General features: G+C 59.7%; 24 protein-coding genes. 10 read left to right on the top strand and 14 right to left on the bottom strand.

Annotated elements, in window-relative coordinates; translation table 11 throughout:
• Nucleotides 1-193 precede the first annotated feature (193 nt).
• Nucleotides 194-1,336, top strand: a complete 1,143-nt coding sequence (locus tag Q4E11_RS08270) for an alpha/beta hydrolase (protein ID WP_303165094.1) — start codon at nucleotides 194-196, stop codon at nucleotides 1,334-1,336.
• 15 nt (nucleotides 1,337-1,351) lie between these two features.
• Here Q4E11_RS08270 and Q4E11_RS08265 read toward each other — a convergent pair whose 3' ends face one another.
• The 3 genes from Q4E11_RS08265 to Q4E11_RS08255 all read right to left on the bottom strand — a co-directional run bounded on the left by Q4E11_RS08265 (nucleotide 1,352) and on the right by Q4E11_RS08255 (nucleotide 6,298).
• Nucleotides 1,352-1,993: a DUF3239 domain-containing protein gene (locus Q4E11_RS08265; protein ID WP_303165093.1), complete on the bottom strand. Its 642-nt coding sequence runs from the start codon at nucleotides 1,991-1,993 to the stop codon at nucleotides 1,352-1,354.
• Nucleotides 1,994-2,015: 22 nt separating this feature from the next.
• Entirely contained in the window at nucleotides 2,016-3,725 is a 1,710-nt protein-coding gene (locus Q4E11_RS08260; RefSeq protein WP_303165092.1) for a DNA repair helicase XPB, read from the bottom strand.
• Nucleotides 3,726-3,853: 128 nt separating this feature from the next.
• Complete coding sequence (locus tag Q4E11_RS08255; protein ID WP_303165091.1) at nucleotides 3,854-6,298, bottom strand: helicase-associated domain-containing protein; 2,445 nt, start codon at nucleotides 6,296-6,298, stop codon at nucleotides 3,854-3,856.
• A 74-nt stretch (nucleotides 6,299-6,372) separates the two neighbouring features.
• Between Q4E11_RS08255 and Q4E11_RS08250 the strand changes: the two genes are divergently transcribed.
• A complete protein-coding gene (locus Q4E11_RS08250) occupies nucleotides 6,373-6,567 on the top strand; it encodes a hypothetical protein (protein ID WP_303165090.1) in 195 nt (64 codons plus the stop codon).
• 178 nt (nucleotides 6,568-6,745) lie between these two features.
• On the opposite strand, the gene Q4E11_RS08245 is transcribed toward Q4E11_RS08250, so the two are convergent.
• Nucleotides 6,746-7,363 carry a transglycosylase family protein gene (locus Q4E11_RS08245; protein WP_303165089.1) on the bottom strand — a complete coding sequence of 206 codons (618 nt, stop codon included), beginning with the start codon at nucleotides 7,361-7,363 and terminating at the stop codon, nucleotides 6,746-6,748.
• 726 nt (nucleotides 7,364-8,089) lie between these two features.
• Here Q4E11_RS08245 and Q4E11_RS08240 point away from each other — a divergent pair.
• A complete protein-coding gene (locus Q4E11_RS08240) occupies nucleotides 8,090-8,521 on the top strand; it encodes a cold-shock protein (RefSeq protein ID WP_303165088.1) in 432 nt (143 codons plus the stop codon).
• 53 nt (nucleotides 8,522-8,574) lie between these two features.
• Here Q4E11_RS08240 and Q4E11_RS08235 read toward each other — a convergent pair whose 3' ends face one another.
• Both Q4E11_RS08235 and Q4E11_RS08230 read right to left on the bottom strand, forming a co-directional pair.
• Complete coding sequence (locus Q4E11_RS08235; RefSeq protein ID WP_303165087.1) at nucleotides 8,575-9,114, bottom strand: DUF2771 family protein; 540 nt, start codon at nucleotides 9,112-9,114, stop codon at nucleotides 8,575-8,577.
• Between the two features lie 76 nt (nucleotides 9,115-9,190).
• Nucleotides 9,191-10,237, bottom strand: coding sequence for a glutaminyl-peptide cyclotransferase (locus Q4E11_RS08230; RefSeq protein WP_303165086.1), 1,047 nt, complete (start codon nucleotides 10,235-10,237; stop codon nucleotides 9,191-9,193).
• Nucleotides 10,238-10,260: 23 nt separating this feature from the next.
• Here Q4E11_RS08230 and Q4E11_RS08225 point away from each other — a divergent pair, with 23 nt between their 5' ends.
• From Q4E11_RS08225 to Q4E11_RS08215, 3 genes are all read left to right on the top strand, one after another.
• A complete protein-coding gene (locus Q4E11_RS08225) occupies nucleotides 10,261-10,953 on the top strand; it encodes a DUF3027 domain-containing protein (RefSeq protein WP_303165085.1) in 693 nt (230 codons plus the stop codon).
• Between the two features lie 196 nt (nucleotides 10,954-11,149).
• Nucleotides 11,150-12,682: an NCS2 family permease gene (locus tag Q4E11_RS08220; RefSeq protein WP_303165084.1), complete on the top strand. Its 1,533-nt coding sequence runs from the start codon at nucleotides 11,150-11,152 to the stop codon at nucleotides 12,680-12,682.
• 10 nt (nucleotides 12,683-12,692) lie between these two features.
• The gene (locus tag Q4E11_RS08215; protein WP_303165082.1) at nucleotides 12,693-13,559 is read left to right on the top strand and encodes an RNA methyltransferase; all 867 of its coding nucleotides are present in this window, start codon (nucleotides 12,693-12,695) and stop codon (nucleotides 13,557-13,559) included.
• Nucleotides 13,560-13,585: 26 nt separating this feature from the next.
• Here the strand turns inward: Q4E11_RS08215 and Q4E11_RS08210 are convergent, their stop codons facing one another.
• From Q4E11_RS08210 to serC, 3 genes are all read right to left on the bottom strand, one after another.
• Nucleotides 13,586-14,488: a hypothetical protein gene (locus tag Q4E11_RS08210; RefSeq protein WP_303165080.1), complete on the bottom strand. Its 903-nt coding sequence runs from the start codon at nucleotides 14,486-14,488 to the stop codon at nucleotides 13,586-13,588.
• Between the two features lie 16 nt (nucleotides 14,489-14,504).
• Entirely contained in the window at nucleotides 14,505-15,539 is a 1,035-nt protein-coding gene (gene sepH / locus Q4E11_RS08205; RefSeq protein WP_303165078.1) for a septation protein SepH, read from the bottom strand.
• Between the two features lie 132 nt (nucleotides 15,540-15,671).
• Complete coding sequence (gene serC, locus Q4E11_RS08200) at nucleotides 15,672-16,808, bottom strand: phosphoserine transaminase (RefSeq protein WP_303165076.1); 1,137 nt, start codon at nucleotides 16,806-16,808, stop codon at nucleotides 15,672-15,674.
• A 715-nt stretch (nucleotides 16,809-17,523) separates the two neighbouring features.
• Here serC and Q4E11_RS08195 point away from each other — a divergent pair.
• Together Q4E11_RS08195 and Q4E11_RS08190 are read left to right on the top strand one after the other, a co-directional pair.
• Nucleotides 17,524-18,819 (top strand): citrate synthase, encoded by a 1,296-nt coding sequence (locus Q4E11_RS08195; RefSeq protein ID WP_303165074.1) that lies wholly within the window; start codon nucleotides 17,524-17,526, stop codon nucleotides 18,817-18,819.
• Between the two features lie 133 nt (nucleotides 18,820-18,952).
• Nucleotides 18,953-19,312 carry an FKBP-type peptidyl-prolyl cis-trans isomerase gene (locus Q4E11_RS08190; RefSeq protein WP_005511805.1) on the top strand — a complete coding sequence of 120 codons (360 nt, stop codon included), beginning with the start codon at nucleotides 18,953-18,955 and terminating at the stop codon, nucleotides 19,310-19,312.
• 131 nt (nucleotides 19,313-19,443) lie between these two features.
• Here the strand turns inward: Q4E11_RS08190 and Q4E11_RS08185 are convergent, their stop codons facing one another.
• Complete coding sequence (locus tag Q4E11_RS08185; RefSeq protein WP_303165068.1) at nucleotides 19,444-20,925, bottom strand: carboxyl transferase domain-containing protein; 1,482 nt, start codon at nucleotides 20,923-20,925, stop codon at nucleotides 19,444-19,446.
• A gap of 213 nt (nucleotides 20,926-21,138) precedes the next feature.
• On the opposite strand from Q4E11_RS08185, the gene Q4E11_RS08180 reads away from it, so the two are divergent.
• A complete protein-coding gene (locus tag Q4E11_RS08180; RefSeq protein WP_303165066.1) occupies nucleotides 21,139-22,119 on the top strand; it encodes a ribokinase in 981 nt (326 codons plus the stop codon).
• 26 nt (nucleotides 22,120-22,145) lie between these two features.
• On the opposite strand, the gene Q4E11_RS08175 is transcribed toward Q4E11_RS08180, so the two are convergent.
• The 4 genes from Q4E11_RS08175 to Q4E11_RS08160 form a co-directional block, all read right to left on the bottom strand.
• Nucleotides 22,146-23,393, bottom strand: coding sequence for an ABC transporter permease (locus Q4E11_RS08175; protein WP_303165064.1), 1,248 nt, complete (start codon nucleotides 23,391-23,393; stop codon nucleotides 22,146-22,148).
• Nucleotides 23,390-24,295 (bottom strand): ABC transporter ATP-binding protein, encoded by a 906-nt coding sequence (locus Q4E11_RS08170; RefSeq protein WP_303165062.1) that lies wholly within the window; start codon nucleotides 24,293-24,295, stop codon nucleotides 23,390-23,392. The genes Q4E11_RS08175 and Q4E11_RS08170 overlap by 4 nt, the downstream gene beginning before the upstream one ends.
• A 48-nt stretch (nucleotides 24,296-24,343) precedes the next feature.
• On the bottom strand, nucleotides 24,344-24,766 hold the full coding sequence (locus tag Q4E11_RS08165; protein ID WP_303165060.1) for a hypothetical protein: 423 nt from the start codon (nucleotides 24,764-24,766) through the stop codon (nucleotides 24,344-24,346).
• 141 nt (nucleotides 24,767-24,907) lie between these two features.
• A complete protein-coding gene (locus Q4E11_RS08160) occupies nucleotides 24,908-25,177 on the bottom strand; it encodes a helix-turn-helix transcriptional regulator (protein ID WP_303165058.1) in 270 nt (89 codons plus the stop codon).
• Nucleotides 25,178-25,325: 148 nt separating this feature from the next.
• On the opposite strand from Q4E11_RS08160, the gene Q4E11_RS08155 reads away from it, so the two are divergent.
• Complete coding sequence (locus Q4E11_RS08155) at nucleotides 25,326-26,192, top strand: aldo/keto reductase (RefSeq protein ID WP_303165056.1); 867 nt, start codon at nucleotides 25,326-25,328, stop codon at nucleotides 26,190-26,192.
• Nucleotides 26,193-26,241 lie beyond the last annotated feature (49 nt).

Genomic DNA, 26,241 nt, shown 5'->3' with positions numbered 1-26,241 from the left:
AGGTCGCCGCCGGCATCATAAAACTTAATTTTATTTGTGTGGGGTGTTTCGGGTTTTTGTTCCTGAAACACCCCACACTTTTTCATAACCATTTAAGCTTCAAATCTGCTATCCCCTTCGAATATGGGTTTTAGGCATAGGTAACTTTTTGGGTGTTCGAAGCCCAATCCGCCGTCTGTGGCAGACTGTTGCTATGGCTAATCAGACTCCGAATTCCGATGTAGTTAATCTGCCCGCATCTGATGATGCTTCGCAGGATAACTTCACTCCTGTGACCACCGAAGAAGGAAAACTACAACAACTTATTGACTGGTTGGAGGAGCATGTTTCGGCTTACTCCTATCTCAATGAGCAGGTGCCACTCGGCGGCAGCGAGGAGGAGATTAAGGCTGCCCGCGATTCGGTCAATGACCGTGGTGCTCGCATGCCGGATGCAATCATCCATGGGTCGATGATGGTGCTTGGTGCGGCGGTTAACCACAGTTCCCCGTACCTTGCATATGCAGAGGGAAAGGTAGAGGTTTTCGACCGTACGGTAGGGGAGAATCCCAGCATCCCTGTCCGCCTGTTTGTTCCACAGGAGCCCACTGGCGCCGTTGTCGTCGCGGCACACGGTGGTGGGTTCTGGATGGGCGATGGCATCCTCCGGGATTATGCTTTCGGCCCGAATATGGCCGCGCTAGCGGCGCGTTCGGGCGCGATTGTGGTCGATGTTGATTACCGTCTCTCTCCGGAAAATAAAGTATCTGCCGCAATCGAAGACATTGCGACGGTGACTGCCACGGTCGCGGATGATTCGTTGGGGCTGCAGGAGCTCGGGGCCAAGCCGATTTCGGAGGACAACCCGATTGTTCTCTATGGTGTCTCGTCAGGTGGCCACAATGTCGCCTCCGCCGTGAAGCAGATTCCGGAGGAGACCCCGGTAGCCCTGCTTTTGGTCTCTCCTGCGCTCGATCTGCGCGGTGCTCCAGAGCCGTGGCTGAAGGCCTTTTTCGGTGTCACCGATGCGGCATCGGAAGAGGTATCGCCGGGCCTGTTCGCGCCGTCGCGAAGCCTGCGTGTCCATGTGCAATCCGCCTCGCGCGATACTGTCGTGCGGCCGGCGACGGAATTCCTGGAAAAGGTGGCGGAAGCAGGTGGAACGACATCGCAGTCGGAGTTTTTGGCAACGCATCAAATTGCAGTGCCGCGTGTCCAGCGTGAACAAATCACGGATGCGGCGCGCTTCATCCTGGAGGTGACGAATACCTCGCGTGAGCTGCCAGAAGACCCGGCGGGCGAATATGACAAAGAAAAAGTCGACCGCCAGAACGAAGAGTCCTGGGGTCGACAATAAGAGAATTACTGCTGCTTAGTCCAGCGGCAGAAGATCATGCTTGGTGTTGCGCACCTCGTCCACGCGGCCGAGGTTGCGCTCCAGCAGATTCCATTCGCTGACTGGAATCGTGCGCTGTGCCTCTGAAATCACTGACTTATCCGGCGTGGACCACGCCAGCGGAACGGGAGTAACTTCGTCGTAGAGGTCGGTCTTGCCCTTGTGTGCACCAGCCACAGCAATCGCTGGAACCTTGGCACCGACGCGGCGGGGCACACCGGAAATTGCGGTGACTGTGCGTACGGCCAAGGCACGAACCGGTTCACCGGCACTCGTGTCCGTGCGGGTATCCACCAGGGTCATAAGCACCATCGTGCGCTCATTGACCTCCGCAATCATGGCTGGGACCAGCGGGGATTCGTCGTAAAGCTCTTGCGGATCCTTAATCGCGCGCTTTACCTGGAACGTCACGCCGGTGTAGAGCAAACCGAGGGCGACAATGAAGCCAGCGCCAATCAGCGTGAACGTGGTGCGGTCGAGCAGCACGAGCATGAGCACTGCGCCGATGAACAGCAGTGCGGAGAAGATGGCGGAGGAGATGAGCAGTCTGCGGGCGTCGCGGTAGTACTCGTTATTCGCCTTGGTGTGCTCGTCATTGACGGGGAAGTGGAAACTCATGGCGGTCCTTAATTACTCGTAACTACTTCTTCTGCGAGTCCGGCGCGGTGGAATCACCCGGCAGGGTGGGGCCGAGGAATTCGTCCGCATCGACGATTCGGTAGGCATAACCCTGTTCAGCAAGGAATCGTTGACGGTGAGCTGCGTATTCGGTATCCAGCGTATCGCGAGTCACCACAGAGTAGAACACTGCACCGCCACCATCGGCCTTTGGGCGCAGCAGGCGACCCAGGCGCTGCGCCTCCTCTTGGCGCGAACCGAACGTGCCGGAAATCTGCACAGCAACAGAAGCCTCGGGCAGGTCGATAGAGAAGTTCGCGACCTTCGAGACCACCAGCGTGTTAATTTCACCCCGGCGGAACTTGCCAAAGAGCTCCTCGCGCTTGGCATTGGACGTCTTGCCCTCGATGACATCGACACCGAGCTGCTCGCCGATTTCCTCCAGCTGGTCCAGGTAGGCACCAATCACCAGTGTCGGCTCGCCGGCGTGGCGCTCAAGAATCTGCTTTACGACAGGAATCTTCGTCGGCGTCGTTGCGGCAAGGCGGTACCTGTCGGTGGCCTCAGCGGTGGCGTACACCATGCGCTCAGCTTCGGTCGGGGTCACGCGGACCTCAACGCAGTCGGCCGGAGCAATCCACCCCTGTGCCTCAATGTCCTTCCAGGGAGCGTCGTAGCGCTTTGGCCCAATCAGGCTGAAGACATCGCCCTCGCGGCCATCTTCACGCACCAGCGTGGCGGTAAGCCCCAGTCGACGGCGCGACTGCAGATCCGCACTCATGCGGAACACCGGAGCCGGCAGGAGGTGGACCTCGTCGTAGATAATCAGGCCCCAGTCGCGGGAGTCGAACAGCTCAAGTGCGCGGTACTCGCCCTTGGTCTTGCGCGTGACCACTTGGTACGTCGCAATCGTGACTGGGCGAATCTCCTTCTTCTCGCCGGAGTACTCACCGATTTCATCTTCGGTCAGCGAGGTGCGGCGCAGCAGCTCATCGCGCCACTGGCGGCCAGCGACAGTATTGGTCACGAGAATGAGTGTTGTGCGCTGCGCGTCGACCATGGCAGCCGCGCCCACAATCGTCTTACCTGCACCACAGGGCAACACGACCACTCCGGAGCCGCCTTCGCGGAAGGAGTCAGCGGCCATGCGCTGGTAATCGCGCAGCTCCCAGGTGTTTTCCGAACCCGAGCCCTGGCCCTCCCACGCGATTGGGTGGGCCTCACCGTCGATGTAGCCGGCGGTGTCATTGGCCGGCCAGCCGACCTTCAACAGTTCCTGTTTAATTCGGCCACGCTCGGAGGGATGCACCGTCCAGGTGTCCTCATCAATTTGTTCGCCGAGCATTGGGCGAATCTTCTTGTGCTTGGTCACCTCCGCCAGCACCGCAGCGTCGTGGGAGACCAAAATCAGGCCGTGCGCAGGATGCTTGGTCAGGCTCAGACGACCGTAGCGGTCCATGGTCTCCGCGACGTCGATAAGCAGTGGCTGTGGAACCGGGAACTTGGAGTAGCGCTCGAGCACGTCAACCACTTGCTCAGCATCGTGGCCAGCCGCACGGGCATTCCACAGGGCCAGCGGTGTGATGCGGTACGTGTGCACGTGCTCTGGGGCGCGCTCAAGCTCTGCGAACGGCGCCAGTGCCGCACGTGCCGCATCTGCTTCCGGATTATCGACTTCCAGCAGGACCGTCTTGTCCGATTGGACAATCAGCGGACCCGTTCCGAAACCCATAACTTCTCCTCGCCTCACAGACGTTTGACCAAAAATAAGCTAAAGGTCAATTCTGCCACGATTAGAGCGTTGATGCGTCACCGTAGTCGTTCGCTGTTAGCTTTACGACGGTCCCCGCGAGCGCGACCTCAGTCCGCCGGATGTACCTCCGTGATGCGATGCAGGAGAAACCGCAGCACCTGACCAGTAGCCGGATCGATGGCATCGACCTGCCCACCGGAGACAGTGACCGGCCGGACGCGGCGACGGCCAGCCTTGCCATTGCGGTCGACATACTTAAGCACTAAGTCGTCGCCATGGCGGGCGGCGCGCTGCAGCAGTTTGAAGGCTTCCGTGCCGGAGGCGTAGTCGCTCTGCGCCGTGGCCGTGGCCTCCTGCTTCTTGGCGTTAGCGCCATCGGGGCTCGTCGCTGCTCGGTCGCCCTCGGCAATTGCTGTCAGCGCCTGACCAATACGTTCCGGCTCCGGCATTGATGCGTGTGTGGCCCGCACCGGGGCGGCCGCCTCAATGCGGCACGGTGACCTGCCAAGATCCAAGACAAGGCCTTCGGCGTCTTCGGCAATGATGGAAAAGCCAGCAGTCCGGGCAGTCTCAATGACTTGCGCGAGTGGAGCTTGGCTGATCAGCACAGTGTCAGCAATCTTGCGTAGAGTCAACTGACGGCCTGCCTGGTGGCCGAGGAAGGACGCAAGCATCGCCGGGTCATCGCAACGGATGAAGGAGGCTGCCGGGCCTCCGCGCAGGCGACCGTGGCGACGCGCGACGTCGTCAAGCAGATACGTGACAGACTGCGGTACCTCGCCGACGGCGTAGCGCGAGAGAAACTCCGAGATCTCCGTGGCATCGAGCCCGGAATCGAGACCATCGCGTAGCGATTCCTCGGTGATGCGGTAGACGCTTGCAAGCCCCGGCGATTCCAACTCGGCAATCGCGCCGAGCATGCGCTCCATTTCGGGTGACGCCGGGCCGGGCACGACGACGGTGTTGTCGGCCTGCACCATCAAATACGTGGCATTCGGCGGGAGCAGACTGTTGCAGGCGGTGCGCAAATCATCGAAAGCGGTGGCGGTACCCGACTGAATCAGGTCGACAACAGCCTTTCCGACCTCACTCAGTCCCACAGAAATCGTCTCCGCGGAAGGATCGCGCACAATCATGCCCAGCGCCACCAGCTCACCGACAACTCCCTCGAGCGTCTCATTGGTACTGCGAGCGTTGGTGATGGGGAAGTGGAACGCAGCGCATTCACGCAGGTCAACGAGAGCCTGAATATCGCCCTCGCGTTCCGACGGCCCCGCCATGGCACAGCTGCGCAAAACCATCTCACGGATTGCTGGAACACCTGACAGATGCGAATGCGGCGACAGCAGCGCAATGCGCTTGCCGTCCTCACCTATCTGGTCGACCTTCCACGGTGCTGCATCGCTGGTGCGCGTGCCGACGGCCAAACTCACCCAGCGGTCAACCAAATCGGCATCCAGGAACCCATCGGCTGCCAGCGTCGGCGCGAAGTAGTTACCACCGGTGTCGTGCAGTGGCAGAGGATGCGGTGTGCCAACGTGCACCAACCCCGCTGCCTGAAGGTTGGCGACAGCGCGGGCGAGCTCGGAAATATCGAGTCCGAGGTCCTCCATCAGGCTGCGGGTCTCGCGGACACCGATATCGCCGCCTTTGAGAGTTGGGGCTGGGTTGGTGCCGAGCAGCTCCAACAGGTCTGCAGCTTGCCGCAGGGTTTCCCAGGCGGTTGCGGCAGCGCGGTCATTGCCGCTGGAAATCACCGTAGTTTCGGGAGTTTTGGGGCGTAGGGGGATGTTGTCGTCGGCAAGCCCTGCACCCCGCATTAGTGCGCGGACGGTGGCAGGCAGGCGGACGGTGCCCTCATCGATGCGTTCGAGGAGTCCAGCGCTGATTAGCGCGGGGACTGGCAATGTTGGATCAGCATCTGGATGCGCGTCCTTGGTGACGCCGAGGCCGCCGGAGTCCGCGAGCGTGTCCAGGAGGCGCTGCTGCCGCTCGGTGACCTCACTCAGCGCCGTGCGCAGTTGGCTGCGCGTGGGGCGGTCGGGGTCGGGTAGGAGGTACCAGCCGGGTGGCAGAGCAGTGGCGGCCTCATCGATGATGCCGATGTAATCCTGCCAGGCGAGAGGCTTTTTACGTGTCGACTTACCAGTGAAAGCCCCGCGTGGACCGGGGCCGTTACCCCAGGCCAGGCCGAATTCTCGTAGGCGATCTAACGCGGCACGGATATGCGCGGCGGTCGGGCGTTCGGTGGCGGGCACATCGGCGCGGGTAAGTGCGCTGTGTATGTAGTCGATGAGGTCATCGGTGGCAATCGGCGCGGCATCAGCGCCGATATCCGCTGCGGCTTCAATGCATGCAAGTTCGAGTGCTGGGAGTTTGGTCAGCGCGCGAGAAACAGAAGCCCGAAGTTGAAGGCGGGCTGCTAGCACCTGGGAGGACTTTGGCGGCGGGGACAGAACGTCTGGGCGATTGCTGAGAATAGTGCCCACAGATTTATCTGGCTGAGCTGCCAACCAGTCGGAAAAAAGCGGAAAGGGGGTGGTGCTAGTCATGACAATCCCCACTTTAGTGAGAATTAAGGAGGGAAGAAGGTGACTGGCGGGAAAATTTTTGGGATAATCTCAGCATGGCTAACGTTGCAAAGAAATCCTACGTCGATCCCGGCTGGCCGAAGGACCTCGAGCCAGGTCAGCACGCTGTTACTGAATTGATTGCTCACCACGCTGGCGCGGACTCGCCTTTTGGTGACCTTGAGTTCCCGGTTGATCCGGAGACCCTGGGCTATGTTCACCCGACCACGGTGATTAACCAGAACCAGTAGTTTTATCCGCAGCCTTTAGGTTGCAGGCAATGCCCCGCGGGCACCTCTGTTTTAAGCAGGGATGCCTGCGGGCTTTTGTCTTTTTGGGGTCGGTTGGGATGAGGCCCGCGCCGGAGATAGCGAAAACGCCCCGAAGGGAATGTGTAGAAACCCTCGGGGCGTTTTAAAAACGTGCAAATTAGTACAGGTTCGCGAGCTTAGCCAGGTCAAACGGGATGGCTGCGGTCAGTTCCTTCGGCAGCTGGAACTGGCCGGTCAGGCTGCGGAACTCACCGATGAGGTTCTGCAGCTCGGACAGGCTGGTGACGTTAGCGAAACGGCCAGCGAAGTCGCTGATGATGTCTGCGGGGTTGTTCTCCGCGCCGGCGGTGTTAGCAGCGGAGGTGACTCGACCGGCACCGGAGTTCGGGTGCGGGCGGTCGGTCGGGCCGGAGGACAGGCCGAGGCTTGCGGAGCATGCCGGCCAAGCGCCCCAACCCTGCTGTGCCAGAACCTTCTCAGCAACGTAGATCTGCTGCTCGCGGGTGGCCTGGTCGGCGGTGGAAGCGAACTCGCCGCCGCCGTAGCTGTTCCAAGTGCCAGCGTTGAACTGCAGGCCACCGTAGTAGCCGTTGCCGGTGTTGATGTGCCAGTTGCCGCCGGACTCACACTGTGCCAGACGGTCCCAGTCGGAGTCCGGTGCAGCAGAAGCAGTCGGTGCGAAGACAGCGGCACCGGCGCCGAGGATTGCACCGGTCAGCGCGACCTTGGCAGAGGTAGATACGAAGGTGTTGTTCTTAGCGGCGTGGCGAGCCATATGAAAATTTCCTTTTCGTCGATTTTCGCTGTGGCGCCAGTGGGGCTAATGCAACCCCATCTCACTCTGATGGATAACTTCTTCACGTTCTGGATTAACGAAACGATGTCATCGCACAGGAGTGAGATGAAGGCGATCGATGCGACTTCGTCCGTTAAACGCGTCGAAAGAGACCGTAGCGGTTGGTAACGAAATAGTCACGCGAATCGCCAAACTCTTTGGAATTGGTGCCATTAGGAAAAATGGTTAGGGAGCGCTAAAAGGGCAGGTCAAGCAGTTGGATGTTGATGCTGTTGCTAAAGTTAATTTCTAAAGATGTGATAAATACCACTTTATCAACCTGTTATTTTTGCTCTTTTTTAACTCTGCTGCCCCTAGTTCTGACCGGTTGTAGAGCGACTCAAAAGCCCCAAAAATTGCGCATTCCTTCTCCACCCGACATGTGGGTATAATTGAGTTCTTTAGTTATTCAGAGGTGACGTGCGGATGCACGCCACGAACGCTGCTGCCACTTCGCAGTACTGACAAGCGTCTCCGTCGATTGAAGAGAATCGATACAAAGAGAACCGCTTTTCAGCGCAGCGCCCGCGTATCGTCGCGGTCTACGCCTGGCCGAGCTCGCCCACGCGAGCCACTTTAAACCGGCTGGCGATGCGTGTGGGTAGGCGGCTGGCTCTCGATTAGACTTCAGCGCCCAAGGCAGGGCGCAGAAAGGTTAGGTGGAAAGTGCCCATCGGCAAGGTCAGGTGGTATGACAAGGACCGCGGTTTCGGCTTCGTGTCGAATCCGGACGGTGAAGATGTCTACATCGGCAAGAATGTATTGCCAAAGGGTGTCGAAGAGCTCGTCCACGGGCAGCGCCTGGAGTACGACTACGCAGACGGCCGCCCAGGCCCGCAGGCACTGCGCATCAAGGTGCTCGACGAAGGCCCGCGCGGTGGTCGCCACCGCCGCGGCGGTGTAGGTGGCGGCGCAGGAGCTCGTCGTCAAGCGAAAAAGTACAGCCCAAGTGACTTGAACGGCATGATTTCGGACATGATTTCCATGTTGGAGTCGACCGTGCAGCACGACTTGCGCGCCGGGCGCTACCCGGATCGGAAGCAAGGCCGTCAGGTAGCTGAGGTGCTGCGCGCCGTGGCGCGTGAGCTCGAGTCCTAGAACGGCAAAAACGCCCGCTCATTTAAACTGTGAGCGGGCGTTTTGCTTTTGCTTTACGACGGTTCGTTGACAATCGACCACGTAATGCCATAAGTGGTCTCCTCGCCATCGGCGTTCTTACCGATTAGCGCAGTGGAGACCTCCACGACACCCAGCGGCGTGCGCTTGCCAGCCACAGCAGCAGAGCCAGCGATGGTTTCCTTGGTGGCCTCGCCCGGGTCCTTCCGGCTGGTGGAGTTGACGGAGTCATCGGCGAAGAAGCGCTGAACAGTCCACGCATTCGAGCCGATGGTGGAACCGACTCGAACCTCGGCGGTTTCCTCGTCCTTCAGCGAAATCTTGGCGGAGTTGGCCTCGATAGTGGTGCACGCGTTCTTCTCAAATAAATCGCAGACGCGGTATGGCGACACCTTGGTGGTCTCACCGTTGACCTCGACCTCGATGGTCAGCGCGCGGGGATCTTCGACGGCCTGGCTGCTGACCTTATTAACAAGGAGCACGATGCCTGTCACGACGAGACCTACCACGACGATAGCGCCGACAATCATGAACGCCTTGCTATTTTCCCGCCAGCGGCGATTCTTCGATGCCATCAACTCTCACTCCCGATATTCACTGACTTACTGCAGCTACCTTGAAGCAACACTAGCTTTTTATGACGCAGCAATGCTATTTCCCCACCGTCACTTTGTACGCCAGCGGCCACTTTTTACCGGTCATGAGGAATTGACGGGTGCCGTCGGCAGCAGGTGTGTCGGTTGCCGGAATGAGCGCGATGCCGTTGAGAACGTCGATGGTGTTCAATTCCGTCGGTGAGATCTGTGCGGTCAGATCGCGGTAAATCTCAGTTGCATCGACGATACCGGTGACCTCGCCCTTGTCAGGATCAATGCGGTAGATGAACGGGCTTTGCCAGACATTGGCCCACACCTCGCGGTGGTCATCATCGGTTGTAACGCACTCCAGCTCATTGAGCCACGTCGTCTCTTCACCACCTGCCGTGATGGGGAGTTGACGCTGTGGGGACAGGTCATCGGGCGAACGGAAGGTCAAGGTACCGCTGCCATCGGAAGTCACAATTGTGTCCGCAAAGGAACACGCACCCCAGCCCTCGGTGCCGAATGGCACTTCGCGGCGCTGCTGCAGAGTGGCCGCATCGCGGGCAATCGCGCGGTTTTCCTGCCACGTTAATTGCCAGACGGTATCCCCATGGCGGGTAATGCCCTCACCGAAAAGATCCGCAGGTAGATTATTGACATCGCTCGCGGGCGCATCAGGGTTGTCCAGCCACTGCGGAAAACGATAAATCTGTGACTCACCGTAGAGACCGGTGCCCATCAGCAGCGACCCGTCCGGCTCAAACTCCAGCCCCTGCACAAAAGGAGCTTTAGTCTCGGTCGCTGAATCCAGCGGAGGGGCAGGTACCGAATACGTCTGGTCAATAGTTAAGGACAACGTCGGTACCTGACTTACCCCCGGCACCTTGTCAGCACCGACAACCTCAGATGGGTCGACCGAAGTGGGCGTTGCCGAAGCGGAACTTGCCGAGGTGCTGGACTGTTGCCCATGCGACTCCGTTCCAGCAGCGCAACCGGCTACACAACTAGTTAATAAGGTCGCAGTTGCGGCAGTGAGGATGGCAGCCCGTGCCGTCGTAAAGCGGGAACTGCCCTGGGCTGCAGTGGAGTAAGCGTCGCCTGAGCGGAATCTTTCCATGGCTTCACTCTAGGATAGAAAGCGTGACTGAAAATCGACGACGTTCTCGTAACAGCCGCCGACGGGGGAAGGTGATGAACCACCAGGCGGTAGACATCGCGCGTACAGCCATTGAAGAGCTGGATGAGGGGCCCGCCGGCGCGCACACCGGCGTCAATGTCGTCGGCAATGGGGTAGCGGTTCACCGTTTTGCAGCGGATTTGCCGGGTTATCGCGGCTGGGAATGGCATGTGGTAGTCGCCTGCGCGCCGGGCACTCAGCACGCTACGGTCAGCGAGGTGGCGCTGGTGCCGGGAGAAACGGCGCTGCAGGCGCCCGAATGGGTTCCCTATGAAGACCGACTGCGTCCGGGGGATTTGGGCCCGCGGGATCTATTGCCGGCGGCGTTGGGGGATGAGCGGCTCGATGGCGATGATCTGCAGACCCGTACGCTCTCTGAGCGCGGAGTGGAAGAGACCGAGCAGCGCTGGGAAGACGGCGAAACCGGTTCGGACAGTGACTTTGCCAAGGAAGCTCTGCATCACTGTCGGACCTGTGCATTCATGGTGCCGCTGACTGGTCCGCTGGGGGAGAACTGGGGCGTGTGCACCAATGAGTGGACGTTCGATGCCACGGCGGTCAGCTTTGACCACGGCTGTGGTGCGCACTCGGCAATCCCGGAGGTAACTGGGCAGGGCGCGCCAGTTGCCGAGCCCTACCAGGATTCGCACCTGTAGATGTGCGCTAGGTGTGCCGTAGGTATGCAGACCCTTTGCTGAAAACAACCTGAGATGGAATTGTTGGGAGGGGTCGTTGTCGCAGGTGGCGCTTACCAAGTAGCGTCGCAGATTTCGCGTGGCGACGGCTCTTTTGGCCTAAGAATTTCCGTGGGTGACGCGCGGGAATAACCACATAAGAGAGAGGCACTTCACAATGGGCAAAGCTACGTCCACCTCTGACATACCACCAGAAAAGGCGGCAGATACCGACGCATCGACGTCAAAGCGCGGCACCAAACCAGGGCGCCAGCTATCAGCTGTAGACCGCTACTTCCAGATCACCGAGCGCGGCTCGACCACGATGACGGAAATTCGCGGCGGTGTGGTCACCTTCTTCGCGATGGCGTACATCATCCTGCTGAACCCACTCATCCTGGGCAATATCGAGGATGTCAACGGCCATAGCCTGGGGCTGCCGCAGGTGGCTGCAGTTACTGCACTGGCCGCCGGTGTTATGACCATCGCCTTTGGTCTGTTTGCCAAGTACCCCTTCGGCATCGCCACGGGCCTTGGTATCAACACGTTGGTGGCAGTCACCTTCGTTGCCAATGAAGGTCTGTCCTGGGAAGAGGCCATGGGCCTGGTTGTGCTCGACGGTGTCATCATTGTGTTGCTGGCACTGTCCGGTTTCCGCACCGCCGTCTTCCATGCAATTCCAGCGCCGATGAAGGCCGCGATGAGCGTCGGTATCGGCCTCTTTATCGCCATGATCGGTCTGGTCGACGGTGGCTTGGTGCGACGCATCCCAGATGCCGCGGGCACCACAGTCCCAGTTCAGCTGGGTATCGACGGCCAGATTGCCTCGTGGCCGACTGCTGTGTTCGTCCTCGGCCTGTTGATTTGCGGCATCATGGTCGTCCGCAATATCCCCGGTGGCCTGTTTATCGGCATCGTTCTCAACACCGTCATTGCACTGGCTGTTGAGGCACTGGTCGGCGCTGGTCCCTCCTTCGCCGATGGCAAGCCGGTGCCAACCGGCTGGAACCTCGCTGTGCCGACTCTGCCGGACCGCGTCGGTGGCATGCCGGATCTCTCGTTGGTCGGTGCCGTGGACATCTTTGGCTCCTTTGCGCGCATTGGTGCCCTCAGCGCCACCATGCTGCTGTTCACGCTCGTGCTGGCCAACTTCTTCGATGCCATGGGCACGATGAATGGCCTGGGCAAGCAGGCCGGGTTGGTCGATGACGAAGGCGTGCTGCCGGACATGAAGCGCGCCCTGGTCGTCGAGGGCGCAGGTGCCATCGTCGGTGGTGCCGTCAGCTCCTCGTCCAACACGGTCTATGTGGATTCCGCCGCCGGTATTGCCGATGGTGCGCGCACCGGTCTGGCGAACATTGTCACCGGTATCTTGTTCCTGCTGGCGATGTTTTTCACACCGCTCTACGAAATCGTGCCGATCGAGGCTGCCGCACCAGTCCTGGTCATCGTCGGTGCCATGATGATTGGCCAGATCACCGAGATCGACTTCACGCGATTCGACATCGCGCTGCCGGCCTTCCTGACCATCGTCACCATGCCGTACACCTACTCGATTGCAAACGGCATCGGCATTGGCTTTATCACCTACTCCGCCATGGCCATCTTCTCCGGTCGCGCGAAGTCCGTTCACCCGCTGATGTGGATTGTCTCCGGACTCTTTGTCATTTACTTCGCGGCGGATCCCTTTACCGCACTGCTGGGCGGTTAAATAGAAACCGATGAGTACTTCAACTTCTCTAGCTCGCTTTTCCCCGATTGCCGTCACCGATCCCGCAGACAGCAGGCTCGATGACATCCGCAATCTCAACAAGTCCGATTCCCGCCCGGATCTGCCCGGCGGCAAGGGACTTGTCATCGCCGAAGGCACGCTTATTGTGCCGCGCCTGGTGCGCTCGCGTTTCCCGCTGCGTGCGATTTACGGCACCGCGGCGAAGCTCGCCACGCTTGCCGACGGATTGACAGCGCGTGAGGCCGACATCGCCAGCCAGGTGCCCTGGTATGAGCTGGACCGCGAAGTACTTGCCGCAGCAGCTGGGTTTGATTTGCACCGCGGGCTTCTTGCCACGGCTGACCGCGCCCCGGAGCTAGAGGTCGCAGATGTGGTCTCCGGTGCCCGCACGCTAGCGCTCATGGAAGGCGTGGGCGATCACGAAAACATCGGTGCTCTATTCCGCAATGCGGCCGGTATGGGGGTCGATGGCATTCTCTTTGGTGCCGCCTGCGCCGATCCGCTGTATCGGCGCAGCGTGCGAGTCTCCATGGGGCATGTGCTGACCGTCCCGTTTGCCACCCTGCCGGGAACCACGACCACCTGGCAGCGAAGCCTGGCATCGCTGAAGGATGACGGTTTTCAGATTGTCTCAATGACACCGGCAGGCACCGTGGACCTGTGGGATGCCATGACCGCAGACAAGGTGGCCATCTTGGTCGGTGCGGAAGGCCCAGGCCTTACCGAGCACGCTATGGCCGCCACTGACGTGCGCGCCCGCATTCCGATGTCACCGGGTACCGACAGCCTCAACGTAGCAACGTCTGCGGCCATAGCCTTCTATGAGCGCCAACGCATCCAGGCAACGCGCGGTTAGACATTGCGCTGGCGGGGTGAAGCGCCCTACTTTTGCAATCGATTGCGGGCACCGCGCCATGCGCGGCTGACAAAACTCTTGGCCTTAGAGCCAAATCGAGCAATCTCCTCTACAAAGTCACGGCTGGTATCAGCACTGTGGACCTCGTAGTCGTCGTAGCCGCGACCTTCATCCTCCGCCAGGGACGAGCTATTCTGATTGACCAGCGGTAGCCGAGCGTTCCGCGTAGCCCCGGAGGACGTGGCTGTGGAGGATACGCGCCGACCGTCGACAGCAAACCCGCTGACTGGAATGTCCGCTGCAGGCGAGTGGGGGTCAAAACCGAGCCAGTCGGTGATGACGGCGTCGGCAAGCTCGGCGGGCAGGAACGGTAAGCCGACCCCCTCGCGCGGACGAGAGTCGGCGCCCTCGACTTCAGCGGGACGGTGCTTGCCCGCCCAGTAGGCGCCTTCGACGGGGCAGGGCAGACCGATGTCCTCGAGCGTGCGGTAGCGAGTCGCGGAAAATGCGCGCTTGAGCTCGCCGTCGTGCCAATGCGCGAACGCACCAAATCCCGTGGACTTATCTGAGACGCTCGCGTAGACATCGGTAGCGGCGATTTCCTGGCGCAGACGCGCAGGCAGCAGCGACAGCTGCGAGGCATCGTCGAGCACCGTCTGAATGACAGCCACGCCCTCGTACCCGCCAATGTAATATTCCCCGTCACCGGTCTCGGCGGAGCGGTTGAGCGGGAAATCCCCAATTGGCGTTACCGGCAGCGTGGAGTCATACAGAGCAAGAAAACGACGACCGAAACCACGATCGTGCGCAGCACCCGTGCTGATTGCGGCGGTGGGGTCATCTGTGCTGATAAACCAGATGGTAACCACACCGCGCCGAATCGCGGAGAACTCAAAATCTGCGGTGCTATCGCCCGTCGTGGTGCTCATGTCTCGGACTCAACCCCTACTTCTTCGGTCCATTCGGGCGCACGCCGAGGAGGACATCTTCCCACGACGGCATCACGGTCTTCTTCTTGCGCCTGGGCTGCTCGGGCTCAGGGTGCTGCAGGAATTCCGCCTCGTCGATGTCGTCGTCGATAGCATCGCTTGACGACGAATCCTCCTGCTCACCGTGGCCACCCCGCGGCTCCGCCGTCGACTGCCATGCGGCAGGCATGGCCGGGGCCGCACCCCCGTCCTCGGTATCTTGCGCAGCGTGCGGAGCCAGGTCGCGGTTGCGGCGGGCGTAGTCCGGGTCAACCAGCTCGGCGGCCAGCTCATTGCGCGCAATAGTGATGGCTGAGAGCCCCTCGGCCTGGTAGCTCCACTCGGCCACGTTGGTGGTGTGGCCAACGTTCCAGGTGACGGTGACAATCCACTGGCCATTCGAATCGCGGTAGGCATCCCAGCTTGCATCGGCCAGCTCCTGGCCACGTGCGGCAAAGGCCGTGGCGAGTATCTCCCACAGCGTCAGCTTCGCCGGTCCGTCCTGGCGACGTGGCTTGGACTGCTTGCCCAGCTCCGCAATGCGGGCGCGCTCTGCCAGAACTGGGTACGCGAAGGACTCAATCTTGCGCGGCTGCATGCCGCTGTACTCAATCAATTCCTCTACGCTTTGGCCGCTGCGGATGCGGTTTTGAATCTCGCGCGGAGACAGTACGACCCGAGGCTCCTCCAGCACCGGCTTCGGCGCAGTAGGAGTCTTCTTTGGCTCAGGGGTACTTTCTTCGGCGGATTCGTCATCAGAGTGGCCGACTGTGGCACTTTCGCCGTCGTCAAGCGGGTCGTTATCGGCGGAATCGGCAGAATCCGTCTCGTCCTTCGATGCGTCGGTGGCATCGGTGAGATTGAAATGCTCGATGAGGAAAGTGCGCAGGTGGTCGTCGAGAGGCAGCGTGAAGCGGAGTCCCTCCTGTTGTTCCTGCTCGTTTTCGGTAGCGGGAACAAGAGTCAGTGAATCGGTCGCATCGCCGTCCAGAATGGGCTTCAGCTCCCTCATGCGAGAACCTCCTTGTTGGTCGACGTTATAAGTAATGCTCACTAATCATGGTAAACGACAAAACTCCCGAGCCACGGACATATGGGGCAATGCCCAGGCGCGTGGCGCGGGAGTCAAGCGGTTACTTGGTAGCTACTTGGCAGCGAAGCCGTTGTCCAGAACCCAGTCGATAGCGCCGGTCAGGCGACGAATGTCCTCGGCGTCGATGGCCGGGAACATACCGATGCGCAGCTGGTTGCGACCCAGCTTGCGGTACGGCTCGATGTCGAGGATGCCGTTGGCACGCAGAATCTTGGCGATCTGAGCAGCGTCGATATTGTCCTCGAAGTCGATGGTGCCGACAACCAGGGAACGCTTCTCCGGATCCGCGACAAACGGGGTGGCCTCAGCACGGCCCTCAGCCCACTTGTACAGGTGGGAGGAAGACTCGGTGGTACGTGCGACCATGCCGTCGAGGCCGCCGTTGGCGTTCATCCACTTGACCTGGTCAGCCAGCATCAGCAGGGTAGCGACAGCCGGGGTGTTGTAGGTCTGGTTCTTGCGGGAGTTATCCACTGCAGTCTGCAGATTCAGGAATGCCGGGATGAAGCGGTCGGAGGAGTTGATCTTCTCAATACGCTCGATGGCAGCCGGGGACATAGCGGACAGCCAGATGCCACCGTCGGATGCGAAGCACTTCTGCGGGGAGAAGTAGTAGATGTCAGCCTGGGACATGTCGACCGGAAGGCCGCCAGCGCCGGAGGTGGCGTCGATGGCGACCAGCTGGCCCTCGGAGCCAGCCGGACGGGTAACCGGAACCATGGTGCCGGTCGAGGTCTCATTGTGTGCCCAACCGATGAGGTCAACGCCCTCTTCGCCGGCAACAACCTCAGGTGCGGAGCCCGGCTCAGCCTCAATGATCTGAGGAGCTTCGAGCCACGGAGCCATCTTGGAGGCCTTGGCGAACTTGGAGGAGAACTCACCGTAGGTCAGGTGGGCGGACTTCTTTTCAATCAGGCCGAAAGTTGCGGCATCCCAGAAAGCAGTTGCGCCACCCAGGGACAGGACAATTTCGTAGCCTTCCGGAAGCTGGAAGAGCTCAGCCAGACCCTCGCGAACCTCGCCGACGACACTCTTTACAGCCGGCTGACGGTGAGAGGTGCCCATGACGGTAGTAGCACCGTCAACGATTGCCTGAATCTGTGCCGGACGGACCTTTGAAGGACCGCAGCCGAAGCGGCCATCGCCGGGGTGAAACTCTTCAGGGAGAACTGGGAACTGATCGCTCATAAGAGGCGCAACCTTTCAAAATTAAGCTCGAAATACAGCCGTTGCCTTCAAACTCTAGCGGTAATCGGGGGTACTTAGAGTAAAAGGGTGGGGTTCAATTGCCCCCGCATCCGTACTTAGCACGTTGAAACAGGGTGCAATCGCATTTTTGCAAAGTTTGCGAAGAAATTTTAGTGGTGTGGGGTCCGGGAATTTATTGCGTCAATGTGATGTTGAAGGGAGGGTGAGGCATAGCATTTCCGGCCAATTAAGTGTGATTCCACTCGCTCGGCGGGTGGAGTTGTAGTTGATGGCAGGGTGCGTGCGGCGGACGTGATTTTAAGTGCCTCAGCACAACAAAATAGGCTGTGAGGGCGAAGTAAACCTCAAATTTCCATTTGCTTTTTACGGTAGGAAAAGGCCAATATTGGTGCAGCCCAAACTGCCCGAATGGGGTAGAGGGTGTTGCGCTCCTCACACTCTTTGATATTGTGTGTTTTAATCCACTGCAAGTGTTGTTCTCATGTGTCAACAACGCGGCCGATGTGAAAAAAGCAAACTTTTTCCACCGGCAAGATGCACTGGAACGCAAATGTCGCGCATAATTGAATCATTGGAAACAATGCGACCCTGAAGGGGTGACGTGGAGTTGGGAGGCAGCACGCTGTTTTCCGCTGTGCTTGCTTCCCCCGCACTCTGGAGTCGTTAAGAAGAAATTTTCTGCGAAAGGGAAGTTGTGGCTAACAAAGACGGCAAGGCTGTACTCCACTACCCGGGCGGCGAGTTCGAGATGGACATCGTCAAGGCTACCGAGGGCAATGATGGTATTGCACTGGGCAAGATGCTCCAGGAAACTGGCCTGACCACTTTTGACCCGGGCTACACCGCCACCGGTTCCACTGAGTCCAAGATCACTTACATCGACGGTGCTAACGGCATCCTGCGCTACCGCGGTTACCCGATTGAGCAGCTGGCTGAGAAGGCTACCTTCAACGAGGTTTCCTACCTGCTCATTCACGGCCACCTGCCGAACGATGAAGAGCTGGAGCAGTTCAACTACGACATCCGTCACCACACTCTGCTGGATGAGGACTTCCGTCGTGCCTTCAGCATCTTCCCGCGCGGTGCTCACCCGATGCAGACCCTGGCTTCCTCGGTCAACATCTTGGCCTCCTACTACCAGGACGAGCTGGACCCGCAGAATGAAGAGCAGCGCAACCTGGCTGCTGTTCGCCTGATGGCTAAGGTCCCGATGCTGGCTGCATACGCTTACCGCGCATCCAAGGGTGAGCCGTACATGTACCCGGACAACAGCCTGAACGCTCGCGAGAACTTCCTGCGTATGATGTTCGGTTACCCGACCGCTGACTACCACGTCGACCCGGTTCTGGTTAAGGCCCTGGACAAGCTGCTGATTCTGCACGCTGACCACGAGCAGAACTGCTCGACCTCCACTGTCCGCATGGTCGCTTCCTCCGGCGCTTCCATGTTCGTCTCCATCGCAGCTGGTATCAACGCTCTGTCCGGCCCGCTGCACGGTGGCGCTAACCAGGCTGTTCTGGAGATGCTCGAGGACATCCAGCAGAACCACGGTGGCGACGCTACCGAGTTCATGAACCGTGTGAAGAACAAGGAGCCGGGCGTCCGCCTGATGGGCTTCGGTCACCGCGTTTACAAGTCCTACGACCCGCGTGCGGCTATCGCTAAGAAGACCGCTCACGATGTGCTCGAGCACCTCGGCGGCGACGAGCTGCTGGATCTGGCTATGAAGCTGGAAGAGATTGCACTGGCTGATGACTACTTCGTCTCCCGCAAGCTCTACCCGAACGTTGACTTCTACACCGGCCTGATCTACCGCGCCATGGGCTTCCCGACGGACTTCTTCACCGTCCTGTTCGCCATCGGCCGTCTCCCGGGCTGGATTGCTCAGTTCAATGAGCAGGTCACCGACCCGGCTTCGAAGATTAACCGTCCGCGCCAGATTTACACCGGCGAGACCGAGCGTGACTTCGTTCCGCGTGACCAGCGCTAAGATTTCAGCGTAGTAAACGCTGCTAAAGGTGCGTACCAACTTCTGACAGGTTGGTACGCGCCTTTCATTTTTCCTAGAATTTGAAAAAACCCAGATAAGTTTGGCCGTATGCCAACTGTGATAGGAGATTGCCTTGTCCAAGCCAGAGCTCACTGCCAAGTCCGGTCCGGCTCCGACGGAACTCGTCATCAACGACCTCACTGTCGGTGACGGCAAGGAGGCCACCCCGGGCGCACGCGTTGAGGTTCACTACGTCGGTGTTGATTACGAAACCGGTGAGGAGTTCGACTCCTCCTGGAACCGTGGTCAGTCCATCGAGTTCCCGCTCAACGGTCTGATTGCCGGCTGGCAGGAAGGTATCCCGGGCATGAAGGTTGGCGGTCGCCGCGAGCTGATCTGCCCGCCGGAGAAGGCATACGGCCCGGCCGGCGCAGGTCACTTCCTGTCTGGTAAGACTCTGGTCTTCGTCATCGACCTGCTGGACGTTAAGTAAAAGCAGTCGAAGCTCCCGACAGCGGTATGTCCTTTTCGCTGATGGGAGAAAGCGCAACATAGCGTAAAGAAAGTGCCGGAAGTTCCTGGAGCCCCAATCCTGGAGCCCCCGGGGCCTACCTAATCGCTGAACTACTCACCGAGGGCGAAGTGGCGGTAGTGGTCGAACCGCTGCTCACGGCCAACGCGAGCAGGATCCTTCTCCAGCTCCCACAGCGCGTGCTCAATTGCAACCAGGGCACGTTCGGTCAGGTCAGCCGGATTCTCCGGCTCGGCTACAATTGCGTCAATTACGCCGTTTTTCAGCATTGCCTCGGCTCCGACACCCTGCTCTTCCATCATTTCAGGAGCATGCTCGGTGTCGCGGTAGATGATTGCCGAAGCGCCCTCTGGTGGCAGCGGCGACATCCAGGCATCGTGCATGGCCAGTACGCGGTCAGCCGGTAGCATCGCCAGTGCGCCACCGCCGCAGCCCTGGCCGAGAATCAGCGACACAGTAGGCACCTTCAAATTGACCAGCATGGTCAACGTGCGAGCAATCTCGCCGGCCATGGCGTTTTCCTCAGCGTCCTTGGTCAGCTCGGCGCCAGGGGTATCAATCACGGTGACCAGCGGAATATTCAGGCTCTCGGCGATGCGCATCGCGCGACGGGCAAAGCGCAGGGAACCCGGGCCCATTGGGTGAGTACCCAGTGGTGGCTGGTTGTGGCGGTCCTGGGCAATGAGGATGACCGGACGCTCACCAATTCGGGCCAGGCGGGCGCGAACGGACAGCGACTTGTGGCCGTCGCCGGTGCCGGAGATTGGCACGGAGCAGTCGACGAGGGCATCAATAATGTCGCCGCCACCTGGCCGCGAGGAGTCGCGGGTACGCAGAATTGCTTCCCATGTATCGCGACCATCGATGGTTGCCATTGGCGGTGGAGTGGGCTCGCTGGTAGATCCGTCGGCAAGCACGTCGATGGTGCGGCGGACGGCGCCGCGCAGCCCCTCGAGCGGAATGATGCCGTCGATGATGCCTTGCTTGAACAGGTTCTCGGAGGTTTGTACGCCCTCCGGCATGGGCTCGCCGGTGGCGAGCTCGACTACGCGTGGGCCGAGGAAGCCGAGGAGCGCGCCCGGCTCGGCGAACGTGAAGTGACCGGCCGAGCCCCACGACGCCATGACGCCACCGGTGGTGGGATTGCGCAGGTAGACAAGGAATGGCAAGTGCGAGTCCTTGTGACGTGCAACTGCGGTGGTAATCGAAATCATCAGAGCAAACGCAGCGGTGCCTTCTTGCATGCGTGTGCCGCCGGAAGTTGGGGAGAGCAGCAGCGGCAGTTTCTCCGCCGTGGCACGCTCGATGCTGCGAATAATGCGGCGAGCTGTGGCCGCGCCGATGGAGCCGCCGAGGAAGCCGAACTCGGAGCAGATGACGGCTACGCGACGGCCGCCGACGGTGCCTTCACCGGTGATGACGGCCTCATCGACACCGGTCTTCTCGGTGGCGCGGGAAAGTGTGCCGCGGTAGGACTCGTCGATATCTCCGTGTTCTGGGGCGCTGTCCCACGAGACAAAACTGCCGTGGTCCAGGACCGTATCTATAACTTGCTGGGCGCTGATTCTAGCCATATATACAAGGTAGTAAACAAGGGGCACCTCGGCTTAGTTATAGGTGGGTGAGCAGGGGTAGCACCGTTAACATGCCGGCAGCGGGCGAGTGTGCGGTTGGTGCTGGCGTGGTAGTGCGCAGACATGGCACGATGGTTCGCAAATACCGTCGGGCGAAATAGTCGTAAAGTGCACAGTTAATACGGTGTGCGACCGAGGAGGCGACTTTATAAAGTGACAATCTCAGACCGGCTCATCACGCTGGCCGACCACAACCCAAATGTGTGCGTTGTCGGGTCCATTAATGCCGATCTCACAGTCATGGTGCACCGCCTGCCGCACGGCGGTGAGACTATCGCGGGCAGCCCACTGCGCATTCTGCCCGGTGGGAAGTCCGCGAATCAGGCTGCCACGGCCGCGCGGCTGGGTGCCAAGACACAGCTCATCGGCGCTGTCGGCGATGACGGCAATGGCGCGCTGTTGCTCGACGCGCTTGACGACGCTTCGGTGGACACCACCGCAGTGGAACAGGTGGATTCTGCCACTGGCACGGCCATGATTGTCGTGGATGATTCGGCTGAGAACTTCATTGTCATCTCTGCTGGTGCGAATGCGCAGGTTGACGCTGCGCTCGTCGAGAAGCATGCAAGTGCAATTCAGACTGCGGATTGCCTTGGGCTCTGCCTCGAGGTTGGCGATGAAGCTGTTTTGACCGCGGCGCGCATTGCTCAGGAGGCAGAGGTTCCGGTGGTGTTTAATTACTCGCCGATTCGGGACGTTGACAGGGAGATTTTTGGGCTGGTGGATGTGCTCATTGTCAATGAGCATGAGCTGGCTGCGATTGTTGGCAAATCCATTGCTGAAGCCGGGTTCGACCGAGGTCAGTGGGAGGTTGTCGGACGCGCCCTGGTTAAGGAGTACGGAATCTCCACGGCTATTGTCACCCTCGGTGGGGAGGGGTCAGTTGTGCTGAACATGGCTGAGTTGCCGGTTACCGTCACGCGCATTATGGCTTGGGAAATTGATGTGGTGGATACCACCGGCTGCGGTGACTCCTATATGGGCACGGTACTCACCGCGCTGGCTGCTGGTGAGGATGCCACCGTGGCCGCAGAGCTGGCGGCCACGGTGTCTGCGTATGCCGCAACTGGTGTGGGCGCGCAGACCTCCTATGGCACAGCAGAAGAAATCGCGCAGTTTGCTGCACACCGCTAAAAGCAGGTTGCAAGAGCGCTGCGCGACTAGTTCTTTGCCGTCAGGGCGCTCTTCCAGCTAATTGCGGCACCGGTGCGTAGGACATTGCGTGGGTAAATCCAGGCTGCGAGCCAGATAACGGCTGCGACGCCGAGAGCCATGACAGTCAGTGCGCCGAATAGCTGCAGACCAGAGAAGTTACCGGCCGCGTACTGCATCGGGGCGGTGGTAATAGATATTGGCGGAATCCAAGCGGCAACCACCATGAAGGTGGAATCGAGCTTTGCCCAGCCAAATAGCGGCACGTACATCGAGATCAGTGACAGCAGCATCACTGGCATCTGTGCGCCCTGGAAATCTTCCATTCGACTGACCAGGGATGCCGAGGCCGCGTAGAGCGTCGCGAAGAAGAAGTAGCCGAGGATAAAGCAGGGGATGAGCAGCCAGATTGTCGACCACGGGATGTCAAAGTTGTCGCTCAAACCGGTGGCTGCCAGCGCGATGGCGGAGCTTGCCACGATGACGCCCATCATGACCAGGCCAGCAGTTGCGGCACCGAGAATCTTGCCGGTGAGAAGGTGCAGGGGGCGCACCGTCGACAGGATAATTTCGATGACGCGGGAGGACTTTTCCTCAATCACGCTGATGGCCACGGCAGCACCGAACACCAGAATCGCGGTGATCATAATCATGACACCGACCAAGGTGATGACAATGGCTGGCATCTTTTCATCTGCCATGCCGGTAATCGATTCCACCGAGATGGTCGCAGCCTCGGATTGGGCGTAGAACTCCTGCGGGTTGATGCCGTGCTCACCGAGCACTTGGGCTTCAGTTTGTTTCTGCAGGGATTCCTGCAGCATGGGGGCTAACCAGGAAGGGGCGTCGTCGTCAAGCAAACGCCAGGAGCCGTCCTCTTTGGCGGGGACGAGCGCTGCATCCGCGTCGCCTTCGGTGACGGCGTGGCGGGCGGCCGCTTCGTCCTTCGCAGCGGTGATTTCCAGTGGCGAGATGCCGGCGCCGGCGAAAGCACTGCCTTCCGCATCTGAGGCGTCCTTTAGCTGTTTGGTGGTGTCGCTGAGCGCAGTGGCAAACGGCGCCTCGCCGACAACCGCGATTTTGGTGGTCTCAGTTTCTGATTTGCTGGTGAAGTAATCAGTGGCGATGATGCCGCCGACGGTGATAATCACCATCATCGCCAGCGTAATCAGCGTGCTTTTCTTCAGCAGGTTCTCGCGGAGTTCGCGTGCGAAGACAGTCGAAATGGCCGTCGATGCGTTGTAGTTGTTGCTCATGACTGGACTGCCTCCTGGTAGAGCTCAGTAAGCGGAATCTGCAGTGGTGCAAAGGAACGTAGGGTGCCGGCTGACATCGCACGATGCAGCAGCACCTGGTCGGTATCGGTCGGGGCATTGTGTTCAAGGTGAACGACCGACGCGCCATGACGGTCCGGCTCAACGTTCACGACGCCGGGTACGCCGGCCGCCCAATTCGGGTCAGCGCCGTCGAGCTTGACGACGAAAGCCCGTGGGCCACGCGACCGCAGTTCATCAACGGTGCCCTCTACGAGCATGCGGCCGTCGCGGATGATGCCCACGCGATCGCAGAGCCGCTCAACGAGGTCGAGCTGATGGGAGGAAAAGACAATTGGAGCGCCGCGGTCGGCGTACTCCTTGAGCACGGCACTCATGACTTTGACGGCCAGCGGGTCGAGGCCGGAGAAGGGCTCATCGAGAACGAGCACTGCGGGATCGTGGATGAGGGCGGCTGCGAGCTGTACACGCTGCTGATTACCGAGGGAGAGTGTGTCGACTTTGTCGTAGGCGCGGTCTGTAAGACCGAGGCGCTCCAGTAGGTTGTCGGCATTGTTCTCAGCGCGTTTGGTGTCCACGCCGTGCAAGCGGGCGAAGTAAATCAGCTGCTGGCGGACTTCGGACTTGGGGTAGAGGCCGCGTTCTTCCGGCATGTAGCCAACGGTGCGGCGCAGAGTGTCGTTCATTGGAGTGTCGCCGATGCGCACTTCGCCGGCATCGGTGGCGAGCACTCCGAGAGCGATGCGCATGGTGGTGGTTTTGCCAGCGCCGTTGGCGCCGACGAAACCGTAGATTTCGCCAGGGTTGACTTGAAAGCTCATGCCACGGAGAACATGTAGGTCTCCGTAGGATTTCTCGAGCCCGTCAATGATGAGGCTGTTCATGGTGGTCCTTACGTCGAAGGTGCGTGCAAAAGGGGAGGGGGGGAGTTTTTATTCGTCTTCCAGGTTCCAGGCGTAGGCCGTGGTAGGCAAGGTGCTCAGCGCGAGGTAGACGATGATGCCAAGAAGACCGGCGGCATAGGGAACCATGTAGCTCCACGATGGTTCGTTCACGAGAAGGTAGGTGCCCAGGAAGATTAGTGCCGCAAAGACAATCATTGTCAGCATGTTGTAGAGCTGGTAGGTCAGTGACTTCCAGCTTTCAATCTGTGCCGCCTCGTATTCATCGAGTGCGCTCAGTGGCGCTTGGGCGATTAAGTCGACCGTGGTATTGAGCATTGTCCATGGCACGGCGGCCAGGACGGTGAAAATTATCCAGCCGAGCGACATCCATCGTGGCAGCAAGCCATTCAGGCTTCCGATCAGTGCGATGCCGCTGAGGAACATCAGCGCGAGCAGGACGTAAAATGCCACCACCAACTTGCGGCGGGATTTCTGGTTGCGCCAGCCGGGAAGCTTGCCGGCTACCTGCTTCAGCCGCTTGGCGTACCGAGCCTCGTGGCGGGCTTGAGCTTTAGTTTTGCGGGTGCGGGGGTGTGTTGGTTTCGAAAGCGCTCATCGGTCGTTTTCCTTTCGGTACAGGGCGGAGGACATAGGGGTGAATTCGCGGCGAGAAAACACTGCCTCAACTGGGAGGTCAAACACCTCGCAGATGCGAAATGCCAGGTCCAAGCTGGGGTAATGATCGCCTCGCTCCAACGCTCCAATCGTTTGAGGATTGCCCTCAACCTTTTTGGCTAGTTCTGCTCGGCTGAGCCCGTGCTCTGCCCGCAGCACTGAGACTCGGTTGTATATCGGCTCTTTGGGACTAATCTTTGGGGACACACTTCAAAGTGTTGTATAAACCCAACGGTTCGTCAATGGCTCACAACAAAATAACAGTGATAACTTTTTTTCTTGCAGGTCAGCGGGGCGAGAAAAATCTGCACAAAATAAATGCGTAGTTAAATAGCAGTCCGTACACTTGGCAGGTATGACGACTTCTGACCTGAAATACAACGCAGCTGACACCGGAATTAAGAACCTCGAACTCGTCGACGGCAACTCCATCCCGATTCTGGGTTTGGGTACTTACAAGATGGATGATGATCAAGCTCGCGAAGCCGTGCGCTATGCGCTCGAGGTTGGTTATCGTCACATTGACACCGCCTCGCTCTACCGCAATGAAAAGGGCGTTGGCCAGGGCATTGCCGACGCCATCGCAGCGGACGTCGTAAAGCGTGAAGATGTATTCGTGACCACGAAGGTCTGGAATGATGCACAGGAACCAGACGCCACCCGTCAGTCTGTGCGGGCATCGCTCGAGCGCTTGGGCCTGGATTACGTTGATTTGGTGCTTGTGCACTGGCCGGTCGCGAAGCAGGGGACGTTTGGGCAGTGCTTTGACACGCTGCTTGAGTTGAAAGAAGAGGGGCTGATTCGCTCGGTTGGTGTGGCGAATTTCTACCCGGAGGTGCTCGATCAGCTCTCCGGCACGCCTGTAGTCAACCAGATTGAGCTGCATCCGCAGTTCCCGCAGAACGAGCAGGTTGAAGATGACCGCCGTCGCGGGATTGTCACGCAGGCATGGTCCCCGCTGGGGCGTGCGAAGTACTTCGAGGGCTCGCCGATTGCTGACATCGCCGAGCGATTGGGCAAGACCCCAGCTCAGGTCGCTATTCGCTGGCATCTGCAGCGCGGCATTGTCGCCATCCCGAAGTCGGCGACGCCGTCTCGTATCAAGGCCAACTTCGAGGTCACTGATTTCGAGCTGACCGACGCGGACATGGACAAGATCGCGTCGATGGCGCTTGACGACGGCCGTATGAGTGGTGACCCGCGGGTATTCGGCAACGAGTAAGTGACGGGGCCTTAAGTACGGTCATAACCTCGGTGCGCAGTCGGCGCCC

The organism is Corynebacterium sp. (assembly GCF_030532195.1).
Taxonomy (GTDB): Bacteria; Actinomycetota; Actinomycetes; order Mycobacteriales; family Mycobacteriaceae; genus Corynebacterium.
Note: the sequence above shows the minus strand (reverse complement) of the source record. Positions and strands in the feature narration are given on the sequence as shown.